This window comes from Nonomuraea sp. CA-143628 (assembly GCF_050942315.1).
GTDB lineage: Bacteria > Actinomycetota > Actinomycetes > Streptosporangiales > Streptosporangiaceae > Nonomuraea.
The window spans coordinates 4,611,402-4,630,332 of sequence record NZ_CP192072.1 but is presented as its reverse complement, the minus strand read 5'-3'; the positions used below and the strand labels follow the sequence as shown (position 1 = coordinate 4,630,332).

14 protein-coding genes and 1 pseudogene are annotated in these 18,931 nt (G+C 70.0%); 6 read left to right on the top strand and 9 right to left on the bottom strand.

The features are described 5' to 3' along the window. The first annotated feature begins 148 nt into the window (after window positions 1-148). On the top strand, window positions 149-1,966 hold the full coding sequence (locus tag ACQP2T_RS21355; RefSeq protein ID WP_433517864.1) for a glycoside hydrolase family 2 protein: 1,818 nt from the start codon (window positions 149-151) through the stop codon (window positions 1,964-1,966). A gap of 157 nt (window positions 1,967-2,123) precedes the next feature. On the opposite strand, the gene ACQP2T_RS21350 is transcribed toward ACQP2T_RS21355, so the two are convergent. Next, a complete protein-coding gene (locus tag ACQP2T_RS21350; protein WP_433517863.1) occupies window positions 2,124-2,306 on the bottom strand; it encodes a hypothetical protein in 183 nt (60 codons plus the stop codon). Window positions 2,307-2,359: 53 nt separating this feature from the next. Beyond that, window positions 2,360-3,250, bottom strand: a complete 891-nt coding sequence (locus tag ACQP2T_RS21345; RefSeq protein WP_433517862.1) for a hypothetical protein — start codon at window positions 3,248-3,250, stop codon at window positions 2,360-2,362. 270 nt (window positions 3,251-3,520) lie between these two features. Here ACQP2T_RS21345 and ACQP2T_RS21340 point away from each other — a divergent pair, with 270 nt between their 5' ends. Continuing rightward, on the top strand, window positions 3,521-3,727 hold the full coding sequence (locus tag ACQP2T_RS21340) for a hypothetical protein (RefSeq protein WP_433517861.1): 207 nt from the start codon (window positions 3,521-3,523) through the stop codon (window positions 3,725-3,727). Between the two features lie 21 nt (window positions 3,728-3,748). Here the strand turns inward: ACQP2T_RS21340 and ACQP2T_RS21335 are convergent, their stop codons facing one another. From ACQP2T_RS21335 to ACQP2T_RS21325, 3 genes are all read right to left on the bottom strand, one after another. Next, window positions 3,749-4,426, bottom strand: a complete 678-nt coding sequence (locus ACQP2T_RS21335; protein WP_433517860.1) for a hypothetical protein — start codon at window positions 4,424-4,426, stop codon at window positions 3,749-3,751. Window positions 4,427-5,109: 683 nt separating this feature from the next. Then, the gene (locus ACQP2T_RS21330; RefSeq protein ID WP_433517859.1) at window positions 5,110-5,313 is read right to left on the bottom strand and encodes a cold-shock protein; all 204 of its coding nucleotides are present in this window, start codon (window positions 5,311-5,313) and stop codon (window positions 5,110-5,112) included. A gap of 293 nt (window positions 5,314-5,606) precedes the next feature. Next, a complete protein-coding gene (locus ACQP2T_RS21325; RefSeq protein WP_433517858.1) occupies window positions 5,607-6,410 on the bottom strand; it encodes an SAM-dependent methyltransferase in 804 nt (267 codons plus the stop codon). 204 nt (window positions 6,411-6,614) lie between these two features. Between ACQP2T_RS21325 and ACQP2T_RS21320 the strand changes: the two genes are divergently transcribed. Next, a complete protein-coding gene (locus ACQP2T_RS21320) occupies window positions 6,615-6,863 on the top strand; it encodes an SCO4226 family nickel-binding protein (RefSeq protein ID WP_358553387.1) in 249 nt (82 codons plus the stop codon). Here the strand turns inward: ACQP2T_RS21320 and ACQP2T_RS21315 are convergent. Then, window positions 6,839-7,516, bottom strand: a pseudogene (locus ACQP2T_RS21315) (substrate-binding domain-containing protein); the annotation flags it as partial. The gene ACQP2T_RS21320 and the pseudogene ACQP2T_RS21315 overlap by 25 nt on opposite strands. Before the next feature lie 654 nt (window positions 7,517-8,170). Here ACQP2T_RS21315 and ACQP2T_RS21310 point away from each other — a divergent pair. From ACQP2T_RS21310 to ACQP2T_RS21300, 3 genes are all read left to right on the top strand, one after another. After that, window positions 8,171-10,180, top strand: coding sequence for a zinc ribbon domain-containing protein (locus tag ACQP2T_RS21310; RefSeq protein WP_433517857.1), 2,010 nt, complete (start codon window positions 8,171-8,173; stop codon window positions 10,178-10,180). A 147-nt stretch (window positions 10,181-10,327) separates the two neighbouring features. Then, window positions 10,328-11,389: a Glu/Leu/Phe/Val dehydrogenase dimerization domain-containing protein gene (locus tag ACQP2T_RS21305; protein WP_433517856.1), complete on the top strand. Its 1,062-nt coding sequence runs from the start codon at window positions 10,328-10,330 to the stop codon at window positions 11,387-11,389. Between the two features lie 305 nt (window positions 11,390-11,694). Beyond that, the gene (locus tag ACQP2T_RS21300) at window positions 11,695-13,770 is read left to right on the top strand and encodes an AAA family ATPase (protein ID WP_433517855.1); all 2,076 of its coding nucleotides are present in this window, start codon (window positions 11,695-11,697) and stop codon (window positions 13,768-13,770) included. Here the strand turns inward: ACQP2T_RS21300 and ACQP2T_RS21295 are convergent. The 3 genes from ACQP2T_RS21295 to ACQP2T_RS21285 are packed head-to-tail and all read right to left on the bottom strand — an operon-like array spanning window position 13,751 to window position 18,819. Next, window positions 13,751-15,652: an ABC transporter ATP-binding protein gene (locus ACQP2T_RS21295; RefSeq protein WP_433517854.1), complete on the bottom strand. Its 1,902-nt coding sequence runs from the start codon at window positions 15,650-15,652 to the stop codon at window positions 13,751-13,753. The genes ACQP2T_RS21300 and ACQP2T_RS21295 overlap by 20 nt on opposite strands. Next, window positions 15,649-18,570, bottom strand: a complete 2,922-nt coding sequence (locus tag ACQP2T_RS21290) for a type 2 lanthipeptide synthetase LanM family protein (protein WP_433517853.1) — start codon at window positions 18,568-18,570, stop codon at window positions 15,649-15,651. Before ACQP2T_RS21290 ends, ACQP2T_RS21295 begins: the two co-directional genes overlap by 4 nt. A 6-nt stretch (window positions 18,571-18,576) precedes the next feature. Beyond that, window positions 18,577-18,819: a DUF6229 family protein gene (locus ACQP2T_RS21285; RefSeq protein WP_357951270.1), complete on the bottom strand. Its 243-nt coding sequence runs from the start codon at window positions 18,817-18,819 to the stop codon at window positions 18,577-18,579. Window positions 18,820-18,931 lie beyond the last annotated feature (112 nt).

The window sequence follows — 18,931 nt, the reverse complement described above, 5'->3', positions numbered from 1 at the left end:
CATCTCCACCTCGTCGGCGCTTGGAGGATGCATCAGGTATGGCCCAGGTATACATGGCGTTTACCTCGAGGGTCAACGGGTTGCGGGCCAGCCGAATATGCGGTAGGAGCTGGGCGAAAACCGATCTTCAGAAAGGCCCGGATCGCCGATGCACTCGCCCATTCCCCGCCCGGAATACCCTCGGCCCGCCCTGGTGCGTACGGACTGGCTGAACCTGAACGGCGAGTGGCAGTTCGAGATCGACGCCGGCGACTCCGGCCTCGAACGCGGGCTGGTCGAACGTGAGCTGTCGGGCCGGATCACCGTGCCCTTCGCCCCGGAGAGCGAGCTGTCCGGTGTCGCGAACGTCGACTTCATGGAGGCGGTCTGGTACCGGCGGACGGTCCGCGTTCCCGAGGCATGGGCCGGTCGCACCGTACTGCTGCACTTCGGCGCCGTCGACCATGACGCGACCGTCTGGGTAAACGGGCACGAGGTCGTCCGGCATCGGGGTGGTTTCACCCCGTTCACGGCCGATCTCACCGGCGTGGCCGCGCCGGGCGAGGACGCCGTGATCGTGGTCCGGGCCCGCGACAGCCGCCACAGTCTGCAGGCGCGCGGCAAGCAGTCGAGGGAGTACGCCAACGCGGGCTGCCTCTACACCAGGACGACGGGGATCTGGCAGACGGTGTGGCTGGAGCCGGTCGGCGACGTGCACGCCCGCGAGGTGCGGGTCGTGCCCCAGCTGGCGTCGGCCGGCTTCGACGTCACCGTCCTGCTGCCGGCCAACCGGCCCGGCCATCGCGTCCGGCTCCGGCTCACCGAGACCTACGATCACGACACGAACGGTCCGGCGGGCGCCGTCCTGGCCGAGGCGGAGGTGCGCGCCGATCTCGACCTCTCCCCCAGGCTCACCCTGCGGCTGCCGGAAGGCGCGGTCAGGACGTGGTCTCCGACCGATCCGCACCTGTACGGGCTGGGCGTCCAGATCCTCGACGCGGCCGGGGTCGTGGTCGACGAGGTCAGATCGTACGCGGGGCTGCGCTCGGTCTCGATCGACGGCAACCGGTTACTGCTCAACGGCCGACCGGTGTTCCAGCGGCTCGTACTCGACCAGGGGTACTGGCCGCGGTCGCTGATGACGGCCCCGAGCGACCGCGCGCTCGCCCACGACATCGAGCTGGGCATCGCCGCGGGTTTCAACGGGGCCCGGCTGCACCAGAAGGTGTTCGAGGAGCGATACCTCTACCATGCGGATCGGCTGGGCTATCTGGTCTGGGGAGAGTTCGGCGACTGGGGGGTCGACACTTCCGGACCGGCCGGGGAGAATCAGCGGCCGACGGCGTCGATGGTGACGCAGTGGCTCGAAGCCGTGCGCCGCGACCTGAGCCATCCGTCGATCGTCGGCTGGTGCCCGCTGAACGAGACCTCACAGATACTGACGGACCGGATCACCCAGCTCGACGACGTGACACGGGCGATGTGGCTGGCGACGAAGCTCGCCGACCCGACGCGTCCCGTCCTGGACGTGTCGGGTTACGCGCACCGCGTCGCGGAGACCGATGTCGTGGACTCGCACGACTATGAGCAGGATCCGGCGGTCTTCGCCGCGAACCACGCCGGCCTCGCCTCCGGGCGGCCGTTCATGAACACCAGCCCGGATGGCCCGATGTCCGCCGCCTATCGGGGGCAGCCGTATTTCGTCAGTGAGTTCGGCGGCATCTGGTGGGTCGCGGGAGCTGATGCGCTCGACGGGTCGTGGGGGTATGGAGTTCGTCCGACCGGCGAGGAAGAGTTCTACGTACGGTTCGGCGGCCTCGTCGGCACATTGCTCGATAATCCGGACATGTTCGGCTATTGCTACACGCAGCTCACCGATGTGTTCCAGGAGCAGAACGGTATCTATACCTTTGATCGCTCCATGAAGCTCGATGTCGAAAGGATTCGCGCGATCCAGGTGCGGCCCGCCGCCTGCGAACGGCGGTGACGTGACACGAGGCAGCCTTCACCGTTGAAGGTTCCCTCGCTCGTCTGTGTGGTCGTCGGCTCGGGCTAAGGCGAGCCGACCTCAATGGTGCGACCCGCAACCGCCTGCGCAGCGTAGTCATATCCGGCGACCTTCATGCGTGTTCGCATTACCTCGATCAAGCTCCGGCCGGGCGCCAGCGAAGCCGGAGTTTCGCGCGGCTCCTCTTGACCTCCTTCTCCACCAGCAGGACGGCACGTCGTTCGACCTCCGTGTAATACTCGTCCGCGTCCAGCTTCTCGTCCGCGACCCGTTCGGCCCTTTCGATGACATCGTCACTGGCAGTAGGTTTACTTTCCATTTGGGCCCCTTCCGATCATTGGTTGCTCCTTCGATGCCGCTGCCATCAAAGTCTCACAGACCATGAACATGCGCCAGACCTGCGGCTAGAGCTCCGCCGAGCAGTCTGAGCGCCTCCACGTCCGAATCTTCGAATGCCTTTGCCTCGGGCGAGACCACCACCAGCAGCCCTTCCTGGAGACCAGCTTCCTTGACACCGACGGAGCTGGCGATACAGCTCCTGTAGCCGGGGGTGCCCATCTCCAGGACATCGAGAAAGCAATCCTCCCGGCTAATATCATCTACGCGCTTGACCCGCATCGGGTTCAATGCGAATTGCAGGAGATCTTTGTCGTGATCGCCATCGACGCCCAATGTGCGGCGCGGAGATCCGGACCCCCAGAGCGCGTTCTTAAGATGAAGATACCCATCAGGCTCGAACTTATAGTAAGCGGCCTTCGTCAAGCTCGGCTGCTTGGCATGGCTGCAGGTACGCCTGGCCGCGGTGACGATCTGATGGATGAGAAAATCGGCCGCGGGGTCGGCCTCACCGCGATTGTCCTTACTGCACAACCGGCCAAGGGCGAGGATGACGGGAAGGCCGCCGCCGGAGAGTGTGCGCGCCAATCGGGCGGCGACCTCCTTGTAGCCGCCATCGCTCGTATGCCTCAGCCAGATGGAAAGGCCGGCGAGCATCGCGCAGATCAATAAGGCCACGACAACGGCAGTATGGGCCTGATCCTCGACAATCGAGACCGCGACCCCCAATCCGGGGACCGCCATTCCGAGAAGAGCGGTGACGGGAAGGTTGAGCAGTGCCTTGTCCGCAAAGTTTCTCATGGCCTGCCAGACGCGCTTGCTTTTCATCAGCCGACATCCCTCGCCGATCTTGAACCACTGATCCGCGGAAGTATCCGCCGTGACAAGATAACGCGAGCCCAGCCCTGTAGTCACAAGAACGTTCATAGACAGAGGATCATCACCAAAGCGACACTGCACCGATTAGCCTTATCACAATAAAGGGCCTGCCGTAATGCACAATTTCCCCCCAGCGGCAGCAATTCCCATTTTTGGGCAATCTCCCCCATAAGCCACTTTTGGCGATTAATCGGTTTCGTCGGTAACTTATAAACAATCGCATGGCTGAGTGTGTATGCCGCCATGTAGAAGTCCTCGACTGTCCACGATCCCCGCCGCGGACGCGACACGGCGCTGGCGCCGGCGCTGGCGGTGGCGGTGGCGCTGGCGCTGGCGCTGGCGGTGGCGGTGGCGCTGGCGCTGGCGCTGGCGGTGGCGCTGGCGCTGGCGCTGGCGGTGGCGCTGGCGCTGGCGCTGGCGAAGCTATTTATCGGTCAGCACCTCTCCGGGCACTCGGTCAACATCCGTACCATCGCGCAACACAACTCCGAAGGGGCCCGCAGACAGCGGCGGCGGAATGGTTGACCTTTGAGAGCGCTGGGGCCGCTACTCGGCAAGGCCCAGCTTCCGCAGCTCCTCCAGATCCTCGAAAATGTTCGGGTACCACGCCGACCGCTTGGGCGCGACCGCCACCATCGAGTCGAACGGGCTGTCAGCCAGCGCCGCCAGGAAACCCCGCGCGTGCGGGCCGAAGTGCCCCAGGTCCAGGCCGTCGAGCGTCTCCTTCCGCAGCAGGAACTGCGTCTCCGGATCCCGCCTGACGAGATGGCCAGGCAAATGGCGGAGATCGACATCGAGGAACTCGGCGCCGGAGATGTCAAGCGCCCAATCGACTTCCTGGTACGCGTCCGCGATCGCCTCATCCAGCCGGGCCCGGCACTCGGCGTCCCACCACCCGCCGGGCGGGAAGACGCTGAGCGTCCCGGGGACCTGGCCGCTGAGCGTGACATGGCGGAGCACGCACCCGAAGAGCCTGCCCCAACCGCGGATCTTGAGGTTACTGACCGTGACCTCGTCGAAGTAGACGCCCTTCACGTCACATCCGTTGAAGACGCACCGGGAGACTGTGACATTGCGGACGACCCGCCTGAGTGCCGAATCATCCGCCCCCAGGTCGCACATGACGAACGAGCAGCGGTCGAGGTGCAGGTCCTCAACAACCATGCCCGGGCCATCGACCTTCAACTCGACGAACTCCTGACGTGACCATTGAGTGGCGTGCACGCGTCGCCTCCTGTAGATCATGATCCGAGGCGGGCAGACTACACTTCCGTGATCATCGATGCTCAGCCCGGACAGTAGCGCGAACCCCGCCTTGTCCACCGACCGGCATCGACGTGGCCAACAGCCGACTTTCAGACGGGGCAGCGCCGCCGCCGCGTCTCACGCCACCGGGCAGCGGGAGCGGCTCTGGTGCGGCGGCCTCTCGGGGTGGTTCGTCACACGACCGTCTCAACCTCCGTGACGGACCGTGGTGGCTGAGGTCCCTGGGCAGGGAGAGCCCCTTGCGGGGGCATGGAGGACGACCGCCCGTCACAGTTGAGGTCCCAGGGCAGGAAGGCCCCTTGCGGGGGCACGGAGGACGACCGCCCGTCACGGCTGAGGTCCCTGGGCGGGACTCTGGGGAATGGAAGACTGCCACCCGTCGCCGCTGAGGTCCTGGACAGGGACACCCCCTGTGGAGACACGGAAACGACCGCCCGTCACGACTCAACTCCCAGGGAGGGACCCCCGGGGGCGAAAGACGATCGCCCGTCGCCACTGAAGTCCCTGGAGATGGAGACCCTCTGCGGGGCACGGGAGAACGGATGGCTGGGGCGCGAGCTCATGACACAGGCCCGCAATGCGACGAGCCGGGGCCCGCACCTCTTCAGGTGCGAACCCCGGCTCGCCGTGCGTGACCAGCGTCAGGCGGGAACGATGTTCTCGGCCTGGGGGCCCTTCTGGCCCTGCGTGATGTCGAAGCTGACCTTCTGGCCCTCGTGCAGCTCACGGAAGCCCTGGGCAGCGATGTTGGAGTAGTGGGCGAAGACGTCGGCGCCGCCGCCGTCCTGCTCGATGAAGCCGAAGCCCTTTTCAGAGTTGAACCACTTCACGGTGCCAGTCGCCATGTCGATCTCCTTTGGATAGGCGCAGTAGACGGAACCCGCAGGTCACGGGCCCCACGTCGCCGAAATGACCCATCCGGAAATGACCGGCAAACAAAATGCGCCTGAGGGCTACGTCCGTCAGGCGCACACAAAGTTCATTTGGGTACCAGAACTGCAACTCGCACGAGCCTACCATGGCCATCGCGCTGACAAGTCGGCCCCGCGTCGGCGCGCCGCTCACGATCGGCGAGGCGCCGGGGGCGGAGAGTGGGGGACGGCGGGGCGAGACCCTTGACTCCACCAGTGCGAGCGGGTCAGGGCTTCCTGGCGATGCCGCCGTACATGAGGCGCTGGCCGACACTGGGCTCCTCGGGGACGGTGTCCTCGGGACGCCACAGGGGCAGCGGGACGACGCTGGGCTCGACCAGGTCGTACCCGTCGAAGAACGAGGTGATCTCCTCGGGAGTCCGGAAGCGGCCGGTGCCGAGCAGCGCGAGGAACTTCTTCTCCGCGTCACGCGCGTCCTGGGTGGCGGAGCAGAAATGGGTGATGAAGACGTAGCTGCCGGACGGGACCGCCGCCATGTACTCCTCGACGATGCCCTTCGGGTCCTCACTGTCGTGCAGGTGGTGCAGGATGCCGACCAGCATCACGCCTACCGGCTGGTCCAGGTCGATGAGCCGCTGGACCGTCTCATCGGCCAGGATCGACTTCGGCTCACGCAGGTCGGACGTGACCACCCCGGTCCGGTCGTTCTCGGCCAGGATCGCCCGGCCGTGGGCCAGCACCATCGGGTCGTTGTCGACATAGACCACGTGCGCGTCCGGGTTGGCCCGTTGCGCCACGTGATGCGTGTTCTCCACCGTCGGCAGGCCGGAGCCGAGATCGATGAATTGCGTGATGCCGCGCTCGACGAGAAAGCGCACGCCCCGGCCGAGGATCTCCCTGTTGTACGTGGCCACGTCGTAGATCTCGGGGACGACTTTCACGATCTCGGCGACGAACGCGCGGTCGACCTCGAAGTTGTCCTTGCCGTTGAGCACGACGTCATAGGCCCTGGCGATGCTGGGCCGGGTGGTGTCGATGCCATTTGCCCACAAGTCCGACTTTTCGGTCACGGTGGACTCCTCGCGAGATCGGGAACAGTCGAAATGATCATAAGGCCGTTGAATGATCATATGCCGGGAAAGGCGGGTGTTCCCCGACGTGCCATTTGAGGAATGTTGGGGTGATTGATGACTTATGTCGGATCTAGGCTGAGAAAGACGTGCGCCGGGTGTCTACAGCATGTCTGCGGCGACAGATGTCTACAGGAGGAAGCCATGACGAGGTTCATGGACGTCCACCACGACATGGTGGGTATCACTGACGAGCAGTTCCGCGAAGCGCACGAGGCCGACCTCGCGATACAGGCCGACGAGGGAGTGTCCTTCGTGCAGGCGTGGGCGGACCCCGAGGAAGGCGTCATCTACTGCCTGTCCGACGCACCGAGCGCGGAGGCCGTACAACGGATTCACCAGCGGTCGGGCCACCCCGCCGACGAGATTCACCCCGTGCCGCTGTCGCTCTGATCGCCCTCCAGGAGCAGGTCCCGGAGGGCTTTGGCGGCGCCGCTCAGAAAGCCGTGGCGTCGCTGGATGAGCGCGACCGGGATCGAGAAGGCGGCCTCCGCGATGTCCAGGACGCGGATCCGCCCCGAGTTGACCTCGTCCTCGACTCCGCTGCGCGGCAGGAGGGCCAGGCCGAATCCGGCTTCGACCATCTTGATCTGGGCCGTCAGGCTGTCGATCGGCACGATCTCCGTCATGCTGAGCGCGTCTCTGCCCAGCAGCCGTTCCAGCGCGTCGGCGTAGGGCCGACGGGCTTCGCCGGGGCGCGGCGGAAAGGTGATCCAGGGGTGCTCGGCCAGTCGACGGCGATCCAGCCGGTGCCCGGCCGTGAGCGGGTGGTGGCGATCCAGGCGTCGCTCGGCCACAAGCGGGTGATCGGGGGCGGTATCCGGGTGTTGTCCGGCCACAAGCGGGTGGTCGGGGGCGGCTACAGCCACGAGTTCCTCGTCGTACGTCTTCGTCGAGATGATGTCCGGGTGGTTGTCCTCGTCGTAGCGCAGGCCGAGCACCGCTTCGCCGCGGCGGACGAGGTCGCTGACGCCCTCGCTGGTCGCCGTGCGCACACGCAACCGCGCTCCCGGATGGCCGGGACGGAAGCCGCGTAGCCGCCGGGTGAGGCTCGTGCCGGCGAGGGTGCCGACGAAGGCGAGAACGACCTGCCCGGTCCGTCCGCCGCTGAGCTCTCGTACGGAGTCGAGGGTATGAACCGTTCCTCATATTCGCTATGAGAACTCAGGTTCTGCTATGGGCTCGTAGTCCGTGTTGTGCCGGTGGAACGTGGTCTGGGGCACGGATTCGGTCTCGTCTTCGGAGGCGGCGGCGAGTGTGGGGTTTCCGGCCAAACCTTAGGGGCGAAGGCGGGGGCGGGCTTCGCTTGGACGCCCGAGGGTGGGCCGTGACCGTCATCTTCCGGCTCGCCGCACTGTCGGGCCCGGCGGTGCGTGCACGGGCTGGACGAGGTGGGCCAGCGGGTGAGCGGCGGATCTCGGTGCGGATGGTGGCGCGGTGCTCGTAGGTGCTTCTTTGGCGTATGGCCTGATCGCGCGTGCCGACATTGGCGCGATGAGGCGAGGGGGCCGGTGTTGGTATCCGGCGGATGCATATCGCTCACATGTTCTACCCAAAGATGCCAACCCTTGGTAGCGTTACAGTCACACATCGTAGAGCTGGGGTGGGCAGGGTGCAGGTTGGACCGCAGGGTGGACTGCAGGGTGGACTGCAGACGCGTCGATGCCGCCTGGGAACCCATCACCTGACGGGGGTGGTGCGTGAGTAAGCTCACCGCGACCGCCCCGTGCACCGCCCACGCCGCCATGGTGGAGAAAACGGGCGAGGTGGTCCCTCAGGCGCTGCTGGCGCGGCGGGTGGCTTGGTTGACCGCTCTGGTGCGGGATCTGGCCGGCTGCTTGGTGGCGGTCCGGTGGAATCCGGCTGATCTGGATGGGCTGGCCGGCGGGGTGGGGTTGGATGGGCGGGTGTTGCCGTCGAAGGGCTGGATGGCTGTTCGGCGGCTGGGCTGGGGTGTGGGCCCGGAGCCGGGCGTGTACGTCTGTGATCGGGTGTTGCGGTGCGCGCAGGAGCAGGCCGCCCGCCTGTTGCGGCTGGCGCTGCACCGGCGCCGCGTGGCGGCGGCGATCGTGACCACCTGGCCGCACGACCCGGGTGCGCGCACCGATGCCGAATGGGACGCGTTGCGCGCGCTGCTGCCGGACGGGGTGTCGGCGGCCGACATCCGGAACCGGACCCGGCAGATCCGTGTCTATCGCGACGAGCATGAGGTGTTCCCGGCCGATCTGACCGAACTGGAGGAGCCGCCGAACGTTGCGGCGCAGGTGGTGCTGGCGGCGGCCGACCGGCAACTGCTCACCCTGGAGCGCACCGGCGATGACGGCGCCCGGCTGCGGGTGCGGCTTCCCCTGGTCGAATCGCCCGCGTCCACCAGGGACTGGGCCTGGCATGTGCTGCCTGTCGTCTTGCCGCCGACCGTGCCGCCGGAGGCAAGGTTGTGCGCCCCCACCTTGCGGGTGACCAAGGGCCGGGTGCGCGTCGATCTGCCGTTCCAGATCCCGATCGGCTTCGCACCCGCGACCGGGCATCGGGTCGGGTGCGGCTTCGACTGGGGCCTCAACGGGCTGCTGACCGGTGTGGTGGGACGTCTTGTGGCCGATGGGCGGGTGATCTCCGGCAGCCGGGTGATCGGCGATGCGCAGCCGCTGCTCTACGATGCGAGCGGTGTGTCGGCCAAGCTGCACCGGCTGCGGGCCGAGCGTGAGCACCTGGCCGCCAAGATAAAGCACCAGCAACGACTCCTGGCCGGCATGACTGGCGCCGATACCCGCTACGCCGCGTTGAACGCGGCCTGCCAGGTCCTCGGGGTCGAACATGAGCGGCTGTGCGCCCGCATCCGCAACCTGAACAAGGCGCTGGCCTGGTCAGCCGCCCGCTGGGCAGTCGACCAGGCCGAGGCCGCCGGGACGACGGTCATCTACCTGGAAGACCTGACCACCCTGGAAGCACGCGGACGCCGAGGCAGCGCGAACACGCGCCTGTCGGGGCAGGTACGCGGGCAGATCGTCGAAGCGATCCGGCATCTGGCCGCCAAGAGCGCCATCGCCGTGGTCACCATCTCGGCCCGCGGCACGAGCCGATACTGCCCCCGGTGCGGGGACGGCACGTCGGTGCTCCAGCACTGCCCGGCCCCCGACCGGCTCGGCGAGCGGGGCTGGAGGTGGGCTTACTGCCCGGCCTGCGGCCTGTCCTGTGATCGGGACTGGGCAGCGGCCGAGCGGATCCTCGCACGCGGCCTGCTCGGCCAACACGCTACCCGCACCCACCGTTCCACCGGGGCGCGCACCATCCACGCCATCGTGGAAGGCAACGTCGCCCGCGCCCGCCGCACTCGCAAACCCACCCGGGCGGCCCGCCGCGCCCGCCGCACACGAGCAGACCTGCACCCCCGACCGGCAGCACGCGACAGAGCCAAAAACCGCCCCACCCCGAAACGGCCCACCCGCACCCCGGCCAACCCACGAAACAACCCGATGACCTCCAGCCGTGTGCCCGACCGGCGCACGGTGCCCGCCCCACCGCCCACCAGCGGTGGACAGCGTCCGGCGGGCCATGCACCCAAGCCGGGACGGCACCAGCCGTACCGGACAGGGCATGCCAGGAATTCTCACCACCGGACCGGCTTCCACCACGCCAAAGCCACCCCCGTGCTCATGCTCGCCAAGCACTGGGGCGGCCCAGGCCAGGCCACGCCTGTCCGAGTTGCCTGATTCCTTCAGGGAACTACAGGGAATTCAAGACGCTGTCCCGCATGACGTCTCGGCGTACGGCAGGAACGGATGGCGTCCCATCGACGGGGTCCCACCGTGCCTTCGTGCTCTTCGAGAGCGGAGCGCCCATATCCAGGCAGGAGAAACATGGAAGCGAAGTTCGCGGCAGTGGGATCTCGTACCGGTTCCGAGCTGTTCGACCGCTTCGAGCAGGTCGTGGTGGGAAATGACCCGGTCACCGGGCTGCGTTCGATCATCGTCATTCACGACACGACGCTCGGGCCCTCGCTGGGTGGGGTGCGGATGTGCCCGTACAGGAGCGAAGAGGCGGCGATGGCCGACGGCCTGCGCCTGGCCCGGGCTATGACGCTCAAAGCCGCGGCCGCCGGGCTCGACCTTGGTGGCGGTGCCGGGATCGTCATCGGAGATCCGCTACGCGACAAGTCCGAAGCCCTCCTGCGCGCCCACGGCAGGTTCATCGCCACGCTGGGCGGCCGGTTCATCCCAGTGAACGACGTCGGGACAGTGCAGGCGGACATCGAGGTCATCGGCCGCGAAACGTCACCCGTCTGCGACAAAGGCGACCCCTCCCCCTACACGGCGCTCGGAGTTCTCGCATCGATCCGGGCCGGGCTGCGCGCCTCCGCAGGCTCCGGCGATCTCGCGGGCGCGACCGTGGCCGTACAGGGAGCAGGAAACGTCGGATCCCACCTCGCGCGGCTCCTGCGCGCGGAGTCGGCCGAGGTGCTGATCGCCGACCTCGTCGATGGGCGTGCCCGCGACGTGGCCGAACGGTACGGCGCGCGAGCCATGTCACCACAGGACATCCTCTCGGCCTCCTGCGACGTGTTCGCCCCCTGCGCTCTCGGCGAGGTGGTGGCGGGTGAGACGCTGCCGCGGTTGCGGTGCCGTGTCATCGCCGGGGGCGCGAACAACGTACTCGCCGAACCCGGCCTCGCCGACGCGCTCGCCCGAAGGGGAATCCTGTACGCACCGGACTTCCTCGCCAACGCCGGTGGACTGGTGTACCTGGAAGGACAGCTCCTCGGGCACGACGACGCCCGCTCGACCGCGCGAGTCGAACGCGTGGGCCAGATCGTCGCCGACGTCTTCGAGCGGGCCGATCGTGCACGCGTCACGACGGTCGAAGCCGCCACCGCGATCGCCCACGCGAGACTCACCGCACGTCGCACCGCCGGTAAGCGGTAACGGCACCTCGCGTCGCCAGTGCGTGATGACCACACGCGCGTTGCCGGTACGCGGTGACCACACGCGCGTTGCCGGTATGCGGTGACCACACGCGCGTTGCCGGTACGCGGTGACCACACGCGCGTTGCCGGTGCCCGGTGACGGCACATTGCCGGTGCGCCATGACGGCACGTCGCCGGTGCGCGGTCAGAGCTTGGTCGCCATCAGTGACCGGGATACGCGTCGGCTGAGCCGACCCCCGCCCCATGGAACATCCCTGTCCCTCGATGTCACGCCTCAAGGTGAGGGGCTCGGGGAGGCGGCGGATGAACATGATCGACAGGACAGGCGGCCGCGAGAGCAGGGTGCTGATCCGGCTGGTGGGCTCGTTCGCGGTCGAGAAGGACGGTATGCGCGAGACGGTCGGCGGCCGGGCCGGGACGCTGCTGAAGCTGCTGGCGGTGGAGCGCGGCCACGCCGTGCCCACTGACCGCGTCGTGGAGGTGTTATGGGGCGATTGCCCGCCCAAACGGCCGGTGGAGAACGTCGCCACGCTGGTGAGCAGGCTGCGCAGGACGCTCGGCGCTGAGGCGGTCACGGGCGGCAGGCGGGGCTACCGGCTGGGCGCGCCGCCGGCGGTGAGCGTGGATCTGGACGAGGCCGCCGCGCTGACCGCGGAGGCGGAGAGCAGGCTGGCGAAGGACGAGCCGGCCGTGGCCGTCGCCGCGGCGACGGCGGCGATCGACCTGCTCGACGGCGGGGCCGTACTGGATGGGGACAACGACGCTCCTTGGGCGGCGCCGGCCCGTGGTGAGGCGGCCGGGCTGCTCAGGCGGACGCTCCACGCGGCGGCGACAGCGGCGTTGCGCATCGCCGAGCCGGGGCGGGCGCGGCGGGCGGCTGAGGCGGCGGTGGCCGCGGACCCGTTCGACGAGGCCGCACACCGGCTGCTGATGCGGGCGCACACCGAGGCGGGCGAGCCCGCGCGGGCGTTACTGACCTACGAACGGCTGCGCGACCTCCTGGCGGCCGAGCTGGGCACGGATCCGGCGGCCGAGACGCGGGCCATGCACCTGGCGGTCCTGCGCGAGCAGCCGCCCGCTCCCCTGGGCGGCGCCGTGAAGGCCGGAGCCGCGAAGGAGGGGGCCGCTCCCCCGACGGGAGCCACAAAAGCCGGAGCCATGAACGCCGGGGCCGTGAAGGGCGGCGCCGTGCACGACGGGGCCGCTCCCCCGACGGGCGCCGTGAAGGCCGGAGCAGTGAACGAGGGCGCCGCCGCGCTGGCGGCGCGGGCGGAGGCGGAGGAGGCCGCTCTTCCGGGGCGGGCGGAGGAGGTGGCCGGGATCGCCCGGTCCTGGGCGGCGGCCGTAACGGGGCGGACCGGTGCGCTGCTGATCGTGGGTGTGGCGGGCATCGGCAAGTCCCGGCTGGCCGAGGAGGCGGCACGGGTCGCGCGGACCACCGGCGGGACCGTCCTGCGGGCGCGGTGCCACGAGAGCGAGCGTTCGCTCTTCCTCCAGCCGTTCACCGACGCGTTGACGCCACCGGCCACCCGTCTCGCCGGACCCGTGCTCCGCGACATGGTGGGTGATGGGGCGGAGGCGCTGGCCAGGCTGATCCCGGAGGCCGCGCCGACGCTGCGGCAGGGCCGCCACGATGCGGTCGGGGAGGCCGGGCGGAGATCGTCGTACGAGGCGGTGGCCGGGTTCCTGCGTGCCCTGGCGGCCAGGGAGCCGGTCCTGCTGGTGCTGGAGGACCTGCATCTGGCCGGGACGGCGACCGTCGAGCTCGTCCACTACCTGGCCCGCCGGGTCTCCGGCGCGCGCCTGCTGGTCGTCGCGACGGCGCGTTCAGGGGAGGGCGCGGCGGCGCTGGAGGCGCTCGGGCGCTCTGCCGTCCGGCTGGAGCTGGGGCCGCTGCCCGCGCGGGCGGTCGCGCGGCTGGCCGCGCGGAGCGGTCAGGGCAGGTGGGCGGACGAGGTCTTCCGGCGTACGCGTGGTCACCCGCTGTATGTCGTCGAGCTGCTGCGCGGCCTGGCGGCGGGTGAGCACAGGGTGGCGGCGGGGCTGGGCGCGGCGGTGCTCGAGCGGGTTCACCGGACCGGCTCGCTGGTGGAGCGGCTGCTGCGGGCCGCCTCGGTGTTCCGGGGCGCCTTCGAGCCCGCGCTGGCCGGCGAGTTGCTCGGTATGCCGCCGCAGGTAGCCGCCGAGCTGTGTGAGCGCGCGCTGAGGGTGGGCCTGCTCGTGGTGACGGGCAGCGGGTACGAGTTCGCCGACGAGGTGACGAGGGAGGCCCTGTACGCCGCCACGCCCGTCCCGACCCAGCTGGTCTACCGCCGCCGCGCCGCCGACCTGCTCGGCCACCGCGACACCAGGCCGGTGCTCAACGGCCGGAGCCGCTGAGGGGGAGCTCGTCGGCGTACATGCGGGCCTGCAACTCGTACAGCTCCGCGTATCGCCCGGATCGGGCGATCAGTTCGTCGTGCGTGCCCTGCTCCGCCAGCGCGCCCTCGTGCAGGAGGTAGATCCGGTCGGAGTTGCGTACGCTGGCCAGCCGGTGCGTGATCAGGATGACGATCCGGCCGGTGGCGAGGCGGCGCAGCGACTCGTACACGGCGAACTCGGCCTTGGCGTCCAGCGGCGCCGTCGGCTCGTCCCAGATCAGTACGGGCGCGTCGCGGAAGACGCCGCGGGCGACGGCCAGCCGCTGCCACTGACCGCCCGACAGTTCCTGGCCGCCGCGGAAGTACTTCGAGAGCAGCGTCTGCCAGCCGTTGGGCAGGCCGGCCACGACGGTGTCGGCGCCCGCCAGCTCGGCGGCGGCGCGCAGCGCCAGGTCGCCGGGGTCGTCGCGGTCGTGGCGGCCGGCTCGGACGTTGGCGCGGGCGGTGTGCGGCCATCGGATCGGGTCCTGGAGCACCATCATGATCCGGTCGCCGACGCTGTGCGGGTCCATCTCGCGGATGTCCACGCCGTCCCAGCTCACCTGCCCGTTGGTGGGCTCGTACAGGCCCGCGATGATCTTGGCGAGTGTGGTCTTTCCGGAGCCGTTCTCGCCGACGAGGGCGATGGTCTGACCGGTGCGGACGGTGAGGTCGATGCCGCGCAGCGCCTCGCGGGCCCCGCCCGGGTAGCCGAACTCGACGCCGCTCAGCGTGATCACCTCCGGCGCGGCCGGCGCCATGCGGGTGCGGGTGGCCGCCGCGCGGCTCCTGGAGGCGGCGTCGTCGACGAACTCCTGGTAGTCCGCCACGTACATGCCCTGCTCCAGCAGCTGGTGTGCCGAGTGGACCAGCCGGCTGAGCGCGGCGTTCGCGGTGCGCACGGCTATCACCGCGCCGCCGGCCACCGCCAGCGGGATCCAGCCCGCCTGCAGGAGCAGGCCGAGCACGGTGAACGTGATGGCGGACATGAGCCCGGTGAGCGCCCGGCCGACGGTGCCGACGCGTACCTGGCCGGCCTTCACCCGTACCTCCTGGTCGCGCAGCGGGTCGGCGACCTCGGCGTACTCCCGCAGCAAAAACTCCTCGGCCTGGCAGGCGCGGATCTCCGGGGCAGGCTCGCGCTGCGTGCCCAGCTCGGTGATCATTTGGACCCGGCGGTTCAGGGTGACCGTGCGGGTCATGTGCGCGTACGCCAGCCGGGCCGAGCGCTGCACCGTCCAGGCCGACGGGACCACACCCAGCACCAGCACCGGGAGCAGCGCGGCGTGCAGGACGGCCAGCCCGGTGAACGCGGCGGCGAACGCCAGGGCCGCGCCGACGAGGTCGACCAGGTTGTCCACGGCCCGCGCGAGGTGGAACAGGCCCCGGTCCCGAGCCCGCTGCATCCGGTCGTAGAAGCCGGCGTCGTCGTAGGCGGCCAGCTCGACGCGGAGCCCGGCCGCGAACAGCTCCCCCTCCGCCATCCGGCGCACCGCGGGCGTCAGCCGGGCGTAGGCGGCCGCGATGGCCGTCTCGACCGCCCCCCGCAGCAGGTACGCCCCGCCGACGAGGAGGATCATGGGCAGCGCGGCCGCCACCACCTCCACGGTGGGGCCGGTGGCGAGCAGCCGTTCCAGCGCCCCCGTGGTGGCCAGCAGGCCGAAGGCCGTGGCGGCTCCCGACACGACCTGGAGCAGCACGACCGTGACGGCCTGCCGGGGCGCCGCCCGCGCCACGATCGCGAGCACCGCCCGGCTGGTGGCCGGCAGCCGCCGGCACATCCGCCAGAACCCCATGTCGCCCGCGTCGTCGAGTTGCCAGTAAGGCGACACCATCTCATGGGCATCGGCGGACGCGCTCAAGACGGCTTCACTGTGCTGTAAACCGTGCTGGAGACCGGGCCGGGGTCGGGCAGGAGCACCGAGGGCAGCGGGCATTCTGGATGCATGCGGAGCAACTGGTACGCGACTCCGCCGAGCCCCGGCATCAACCCCGGAACGAACGCGTCCCTGGCGAACCCACTGACCGGCCCATGCTCCTCGACGCTGCCGAGTATGTGGGCCTCCAGCCGGGGGTGGTCCAGTCCGCCCGCGCCGAGCCCCGCGGTGACGGCGAGGTCCAGCACCTCCCAGGCCCCGAAGTCGCCGTGGCACAGGGTGTGGTTCCAGCCGATGCCGTCGGCCTGGCTGGCCTGCGCCGCGCGCCGCAGCAGGTCGCGCAGCCGCTCCGGGTCGCCGCGGCCCTCCATGAGCTGGTCGGCCGCCACGACCGCGATCCCCACCGATCCGTGGCACCACGCGGCCCCGATCTGGTCCGGGCCGCGCAGGTCGCGCCAGCTGCCGGTCTCGGGGACGTACAGGGTCTCCTCGTAGGCGAAGGCGGCCTCGGCGACGCTCGCGCAGTCGGTGTCGCCGGTGGCCGCCGCCAGCCGGGACAGCGCCCAGCCGATGCCGGTCGCCCCGTGGGCCAGGCCGCCGATGCCGTCGGGGAAGCCGTCGATCGTCCAGCACGCGGTGTCGCCGCGTACCTGTGCCGCCGACACCAGCTTGCGGCCGATCGTCCTGGCCAGGTCCCCCGCGTCGGCGTCGCCCGCGCTCTCGTGCAGCCGCAGCAGGGGCACCACCGCACCCGCCATGCCGCGTACCAGGTCGAGTGACGGGTCGGAGTCCAGCGCGGCGGGCAGCTCGCGGACGAGGTCGGCCGACCGTGAGAACGCCTCGGCCGGCTCGATCACGCCGAGGCGTACCAGCAGCAGCCAGCCCCAGATCCGCGAGGCGAGCCCGAGGTAGCCGCCGGCGGGCGCGGGCCGTCGCGTCTTGATCTCGGCCCGGTCCTTGGCCCACTGCTCCTCCGCCATCCGCACGGTACGCAGCACGTCGGCCAGCAGTTGCCCGACGTCCGGCATCGGGTCGGCCCGTCCCGCCTCCATCTCACGCAGGTAGCCCGCCAGCAGCACGGCGATGCCCGCCGCGCCGCCGTACATGTCGAGACCGAGCGGCAGCACCGCCCAACCGGTCGGGTTGAGCACCGGCGCGATCCAGGTGACGGTGCCGTCCTCGGCGCGTACGGCGGCGTCGGACAGCGATCGCATGATGTCGGCCGCCAGCGTCCGCCGCCTGCGGTCCAGGTCGCCGGTGCTCAGGACGGCAGGGAGCAGGCGCCGCTGGTCGGGTACGCCGCCCTCGTTCAGGTACGCGCTGACCAGGGCGGACTGGATCACCTGGTGCTCCAGGGCGAGGTCGGCCGACCGCCACCGGCCCAGCGTCCCGGCGATCAGGTCCTGGGCGGGACCCCACTGGGTGCCGCGCGGCCCGGTGAGCCGGCCGCGACGCGGCGTCGTGGCGAAGAACGGCACGTCGCCGTCCAGCAGCTCCTCGACCTCCGCCTCGATCACCTCGGGGTCGTCCGGCCGGCCGGGCGCGTTGGCCGCCTGCCTGGCCAGCAGGTCCGCCGCGCGCCGCCGGGCAGCGGGCTCGTCGTGCAACGAGTGCGGGTGCCAGAGCATCCGCTGCAACTCGGCGTAGCTCTCGGTGGACCTGAGTACGACCCGGATCGGCAGGTCGGCGAACTCCCCGAGCCACCCCGCCAGCTCCCCGCCCTCGTCGAGCTTCCTGAGCCGCCTGGTCAGCCGGGTGAACCCGTCGACCACCAGGTCCCAGTGCTTGCTCAGCACGGGTTCCGGGCTCGGGTGGTTGAGCGAGAGCGGGACGCGCACGGGCGCGAGGCCGATCCGCGCCTCGTCGGTGCCGACGCCGAGGATGACCGGCAGCTCCGTGACCGGCTGCTGGCCGGGCAGTGAGCCGATGGCGGACATGTCGACGCCGCGCCAGCCGAGCGCCAGCCCCCGGCCCGGCAGCAGCCCGGTGCCCAGCACCGAACCGCCGATCAGCGCCCCCGCCCGATCCGCCGCGAGCCCGTAGCCGGAGACGCGCGTCGGCGGCTGGGGCGTGAACAGCGTCTCGCAGTCCACGACGGTCGGGATCGGTCCTGCGGCGATCAGGTTCTCGGCGTGCAGGTCGGTGCCGCCGATCAGCCGCATCACGGCCAGCCAGTGCCCGAGGTTGCGGTAGAAGCAGCGCGTCTCCTCGTCGTCGGCGCAGTACCTATGGGCGACGTGCTCGGCCCAGCCGTAGCCGTCGCCGCTCACCACGTCGGGGACCCTGATCCGGGTGTCGGCGGGCTCGTCGGCCAGCAACCGGCTCAGCAGCCGCGCCGCGGCCAGGTCCACGGCGACGGATCGCGGCTTGTAGACGACCTTGCCCGCCGCGCAGGTCAGGATCGCCACGCTCTGCCCGCCGCGGTGGCTGTCGCCCGCGCCGAACTCGACGCTCACCAGCTCCCCCGGCTCGCCCCCCTCGAGCGGCCGGAGCAGGGTCGTGAGCAGCGGGCGGTCGGCGGCGAAGCGGCAGGCCAGGCTCATCGCCGCCGCACACCTGTGGCCGATCAGCCGTCGCAGGCGTGGGAGCAGGGTCGGGTAGTGGCCGCCCAGCGACTCCCAGAACTCCGGGTTGGCCGCCTGGGACTCCCAATCCCGCCATCTGGCCTCCGGGTCGGCGCCCGTGAGCCTGCCGGTGATCCTGGCCGCGTTCAGCTCCAGGAGCAGGACCCGGTTGGTCCTCATGCGCACGGTGTTCAGCAGCGCCGTGGCGGCGCCCGCGTGTACGGCCCGGCGCTCCGTTTCCGCCAGGCCCGCGACGGACCCGAGCCGGGCCGCCAGTCGCTCCAGTGAAGGTTCGAGCAGGCGGTCCAGCACGGTGTCGCTTACGGTGTATTCCCCCATGTCAGGTCAGCAGCACAAGCGCCCGGCGGAGGCGCTGCACGCGGTGCCGCAGCCGCCCTCGGTGAGCGGAGGGGGAGGCGGGTTGCAGCCCGACGCGGCGAGGATGGATTCGAGGGTGATGTCCGCTTCCGCGTACTCACCGCTGGCGAACAGCGGGCCAGCCGGGTTGTCCCATCCTTCGACGAGCTGCGTACCGCTCCGCCAGCCGGCCACGATCCGGTCGGCCTGCTCCGGGGTCAGTTTGGGCATGAGATCGGTCCCTTCCTTGAGCCGAACAATCCGCTCAAGATGCTGCCAACCGACGTTGCAAATCCGTTGCAGCCAGGACATCAAGCACGGGCGTGGCTTGCCTTGACGCATG

What these genes read in the sequence shown, in the direction of transcription:
- ACQP2T_RS21355 (WP_433517864.1), top strand. Translation starts at nt 149, where the DNA reads ATGCACTCGCCCATTCCCCGCCCGGAATACCCTCGGCCCGCCCTGGTG.
- ACQP2T_RS21305 (WP_433517856.1), top strand. Translation starts at nt 10,328, where the DNA reads ATGGAAGCGAAGTTCGCGGCAGTGGGATCTCGTACCGGTTCCGAGCTG.
- ACQP2T_RS21320 (WP_358553387.1), top strand. Translation starts at nt 6,615, where the DNA reads ATGACGAGGTTCATGGACGTCCACCACGACATGGTGGGTATCACTGAC.
- ACQP2T_RS21350 (WP_433517863.1), bottom strand. Translation starts at nt 2,306, where the DNA reads ATGGAAAGTAAACCTACTGCCAGTGACGATGTCATCGAAAGGGCCGAA.
- ACQP2T_RS21300 (WP_433517855.1), top strand. Translation starts at nt 11,695, where the DNA reads ATGAACATGATCGACAGGACAGGCGGCCGCGAGAGCAGGGTGCTGATC.
- ACQP2T_RS21345 (WP_433517862.1), bottom strand. Translation starts at nt 3,250, where the DNA reads ATGAACGTTCTTGTGACTACAGGGCTGGGCTCGCGTTATCTTGTCACG.
- ACQP2T_RS21285 (WP_357951270.1), bottom strand. Translation starts at nt 18,819, where the DNA reads ATGCCCAAACTGACCCCGGAGCAGGCCGACCGGATCGTGGCCGGCTGG.
- ACQP2T_RS21290 (WP_433517853.1), bottom strand. Translation starts at nt 18,570, where the DNA reads ATGGGGGAATACACCGTAAGCGACACCGTGCTGGACCGCCTGCTCGAA.
- ACQP2T_RS21330 (WP_433517859.1), bottom strand. Translation starts at nt 5,313, where the DNA reads ATGGCGACTGGCACCGTGAAGTGGTTCAACTCTGAAAAGGGCTTCGGC.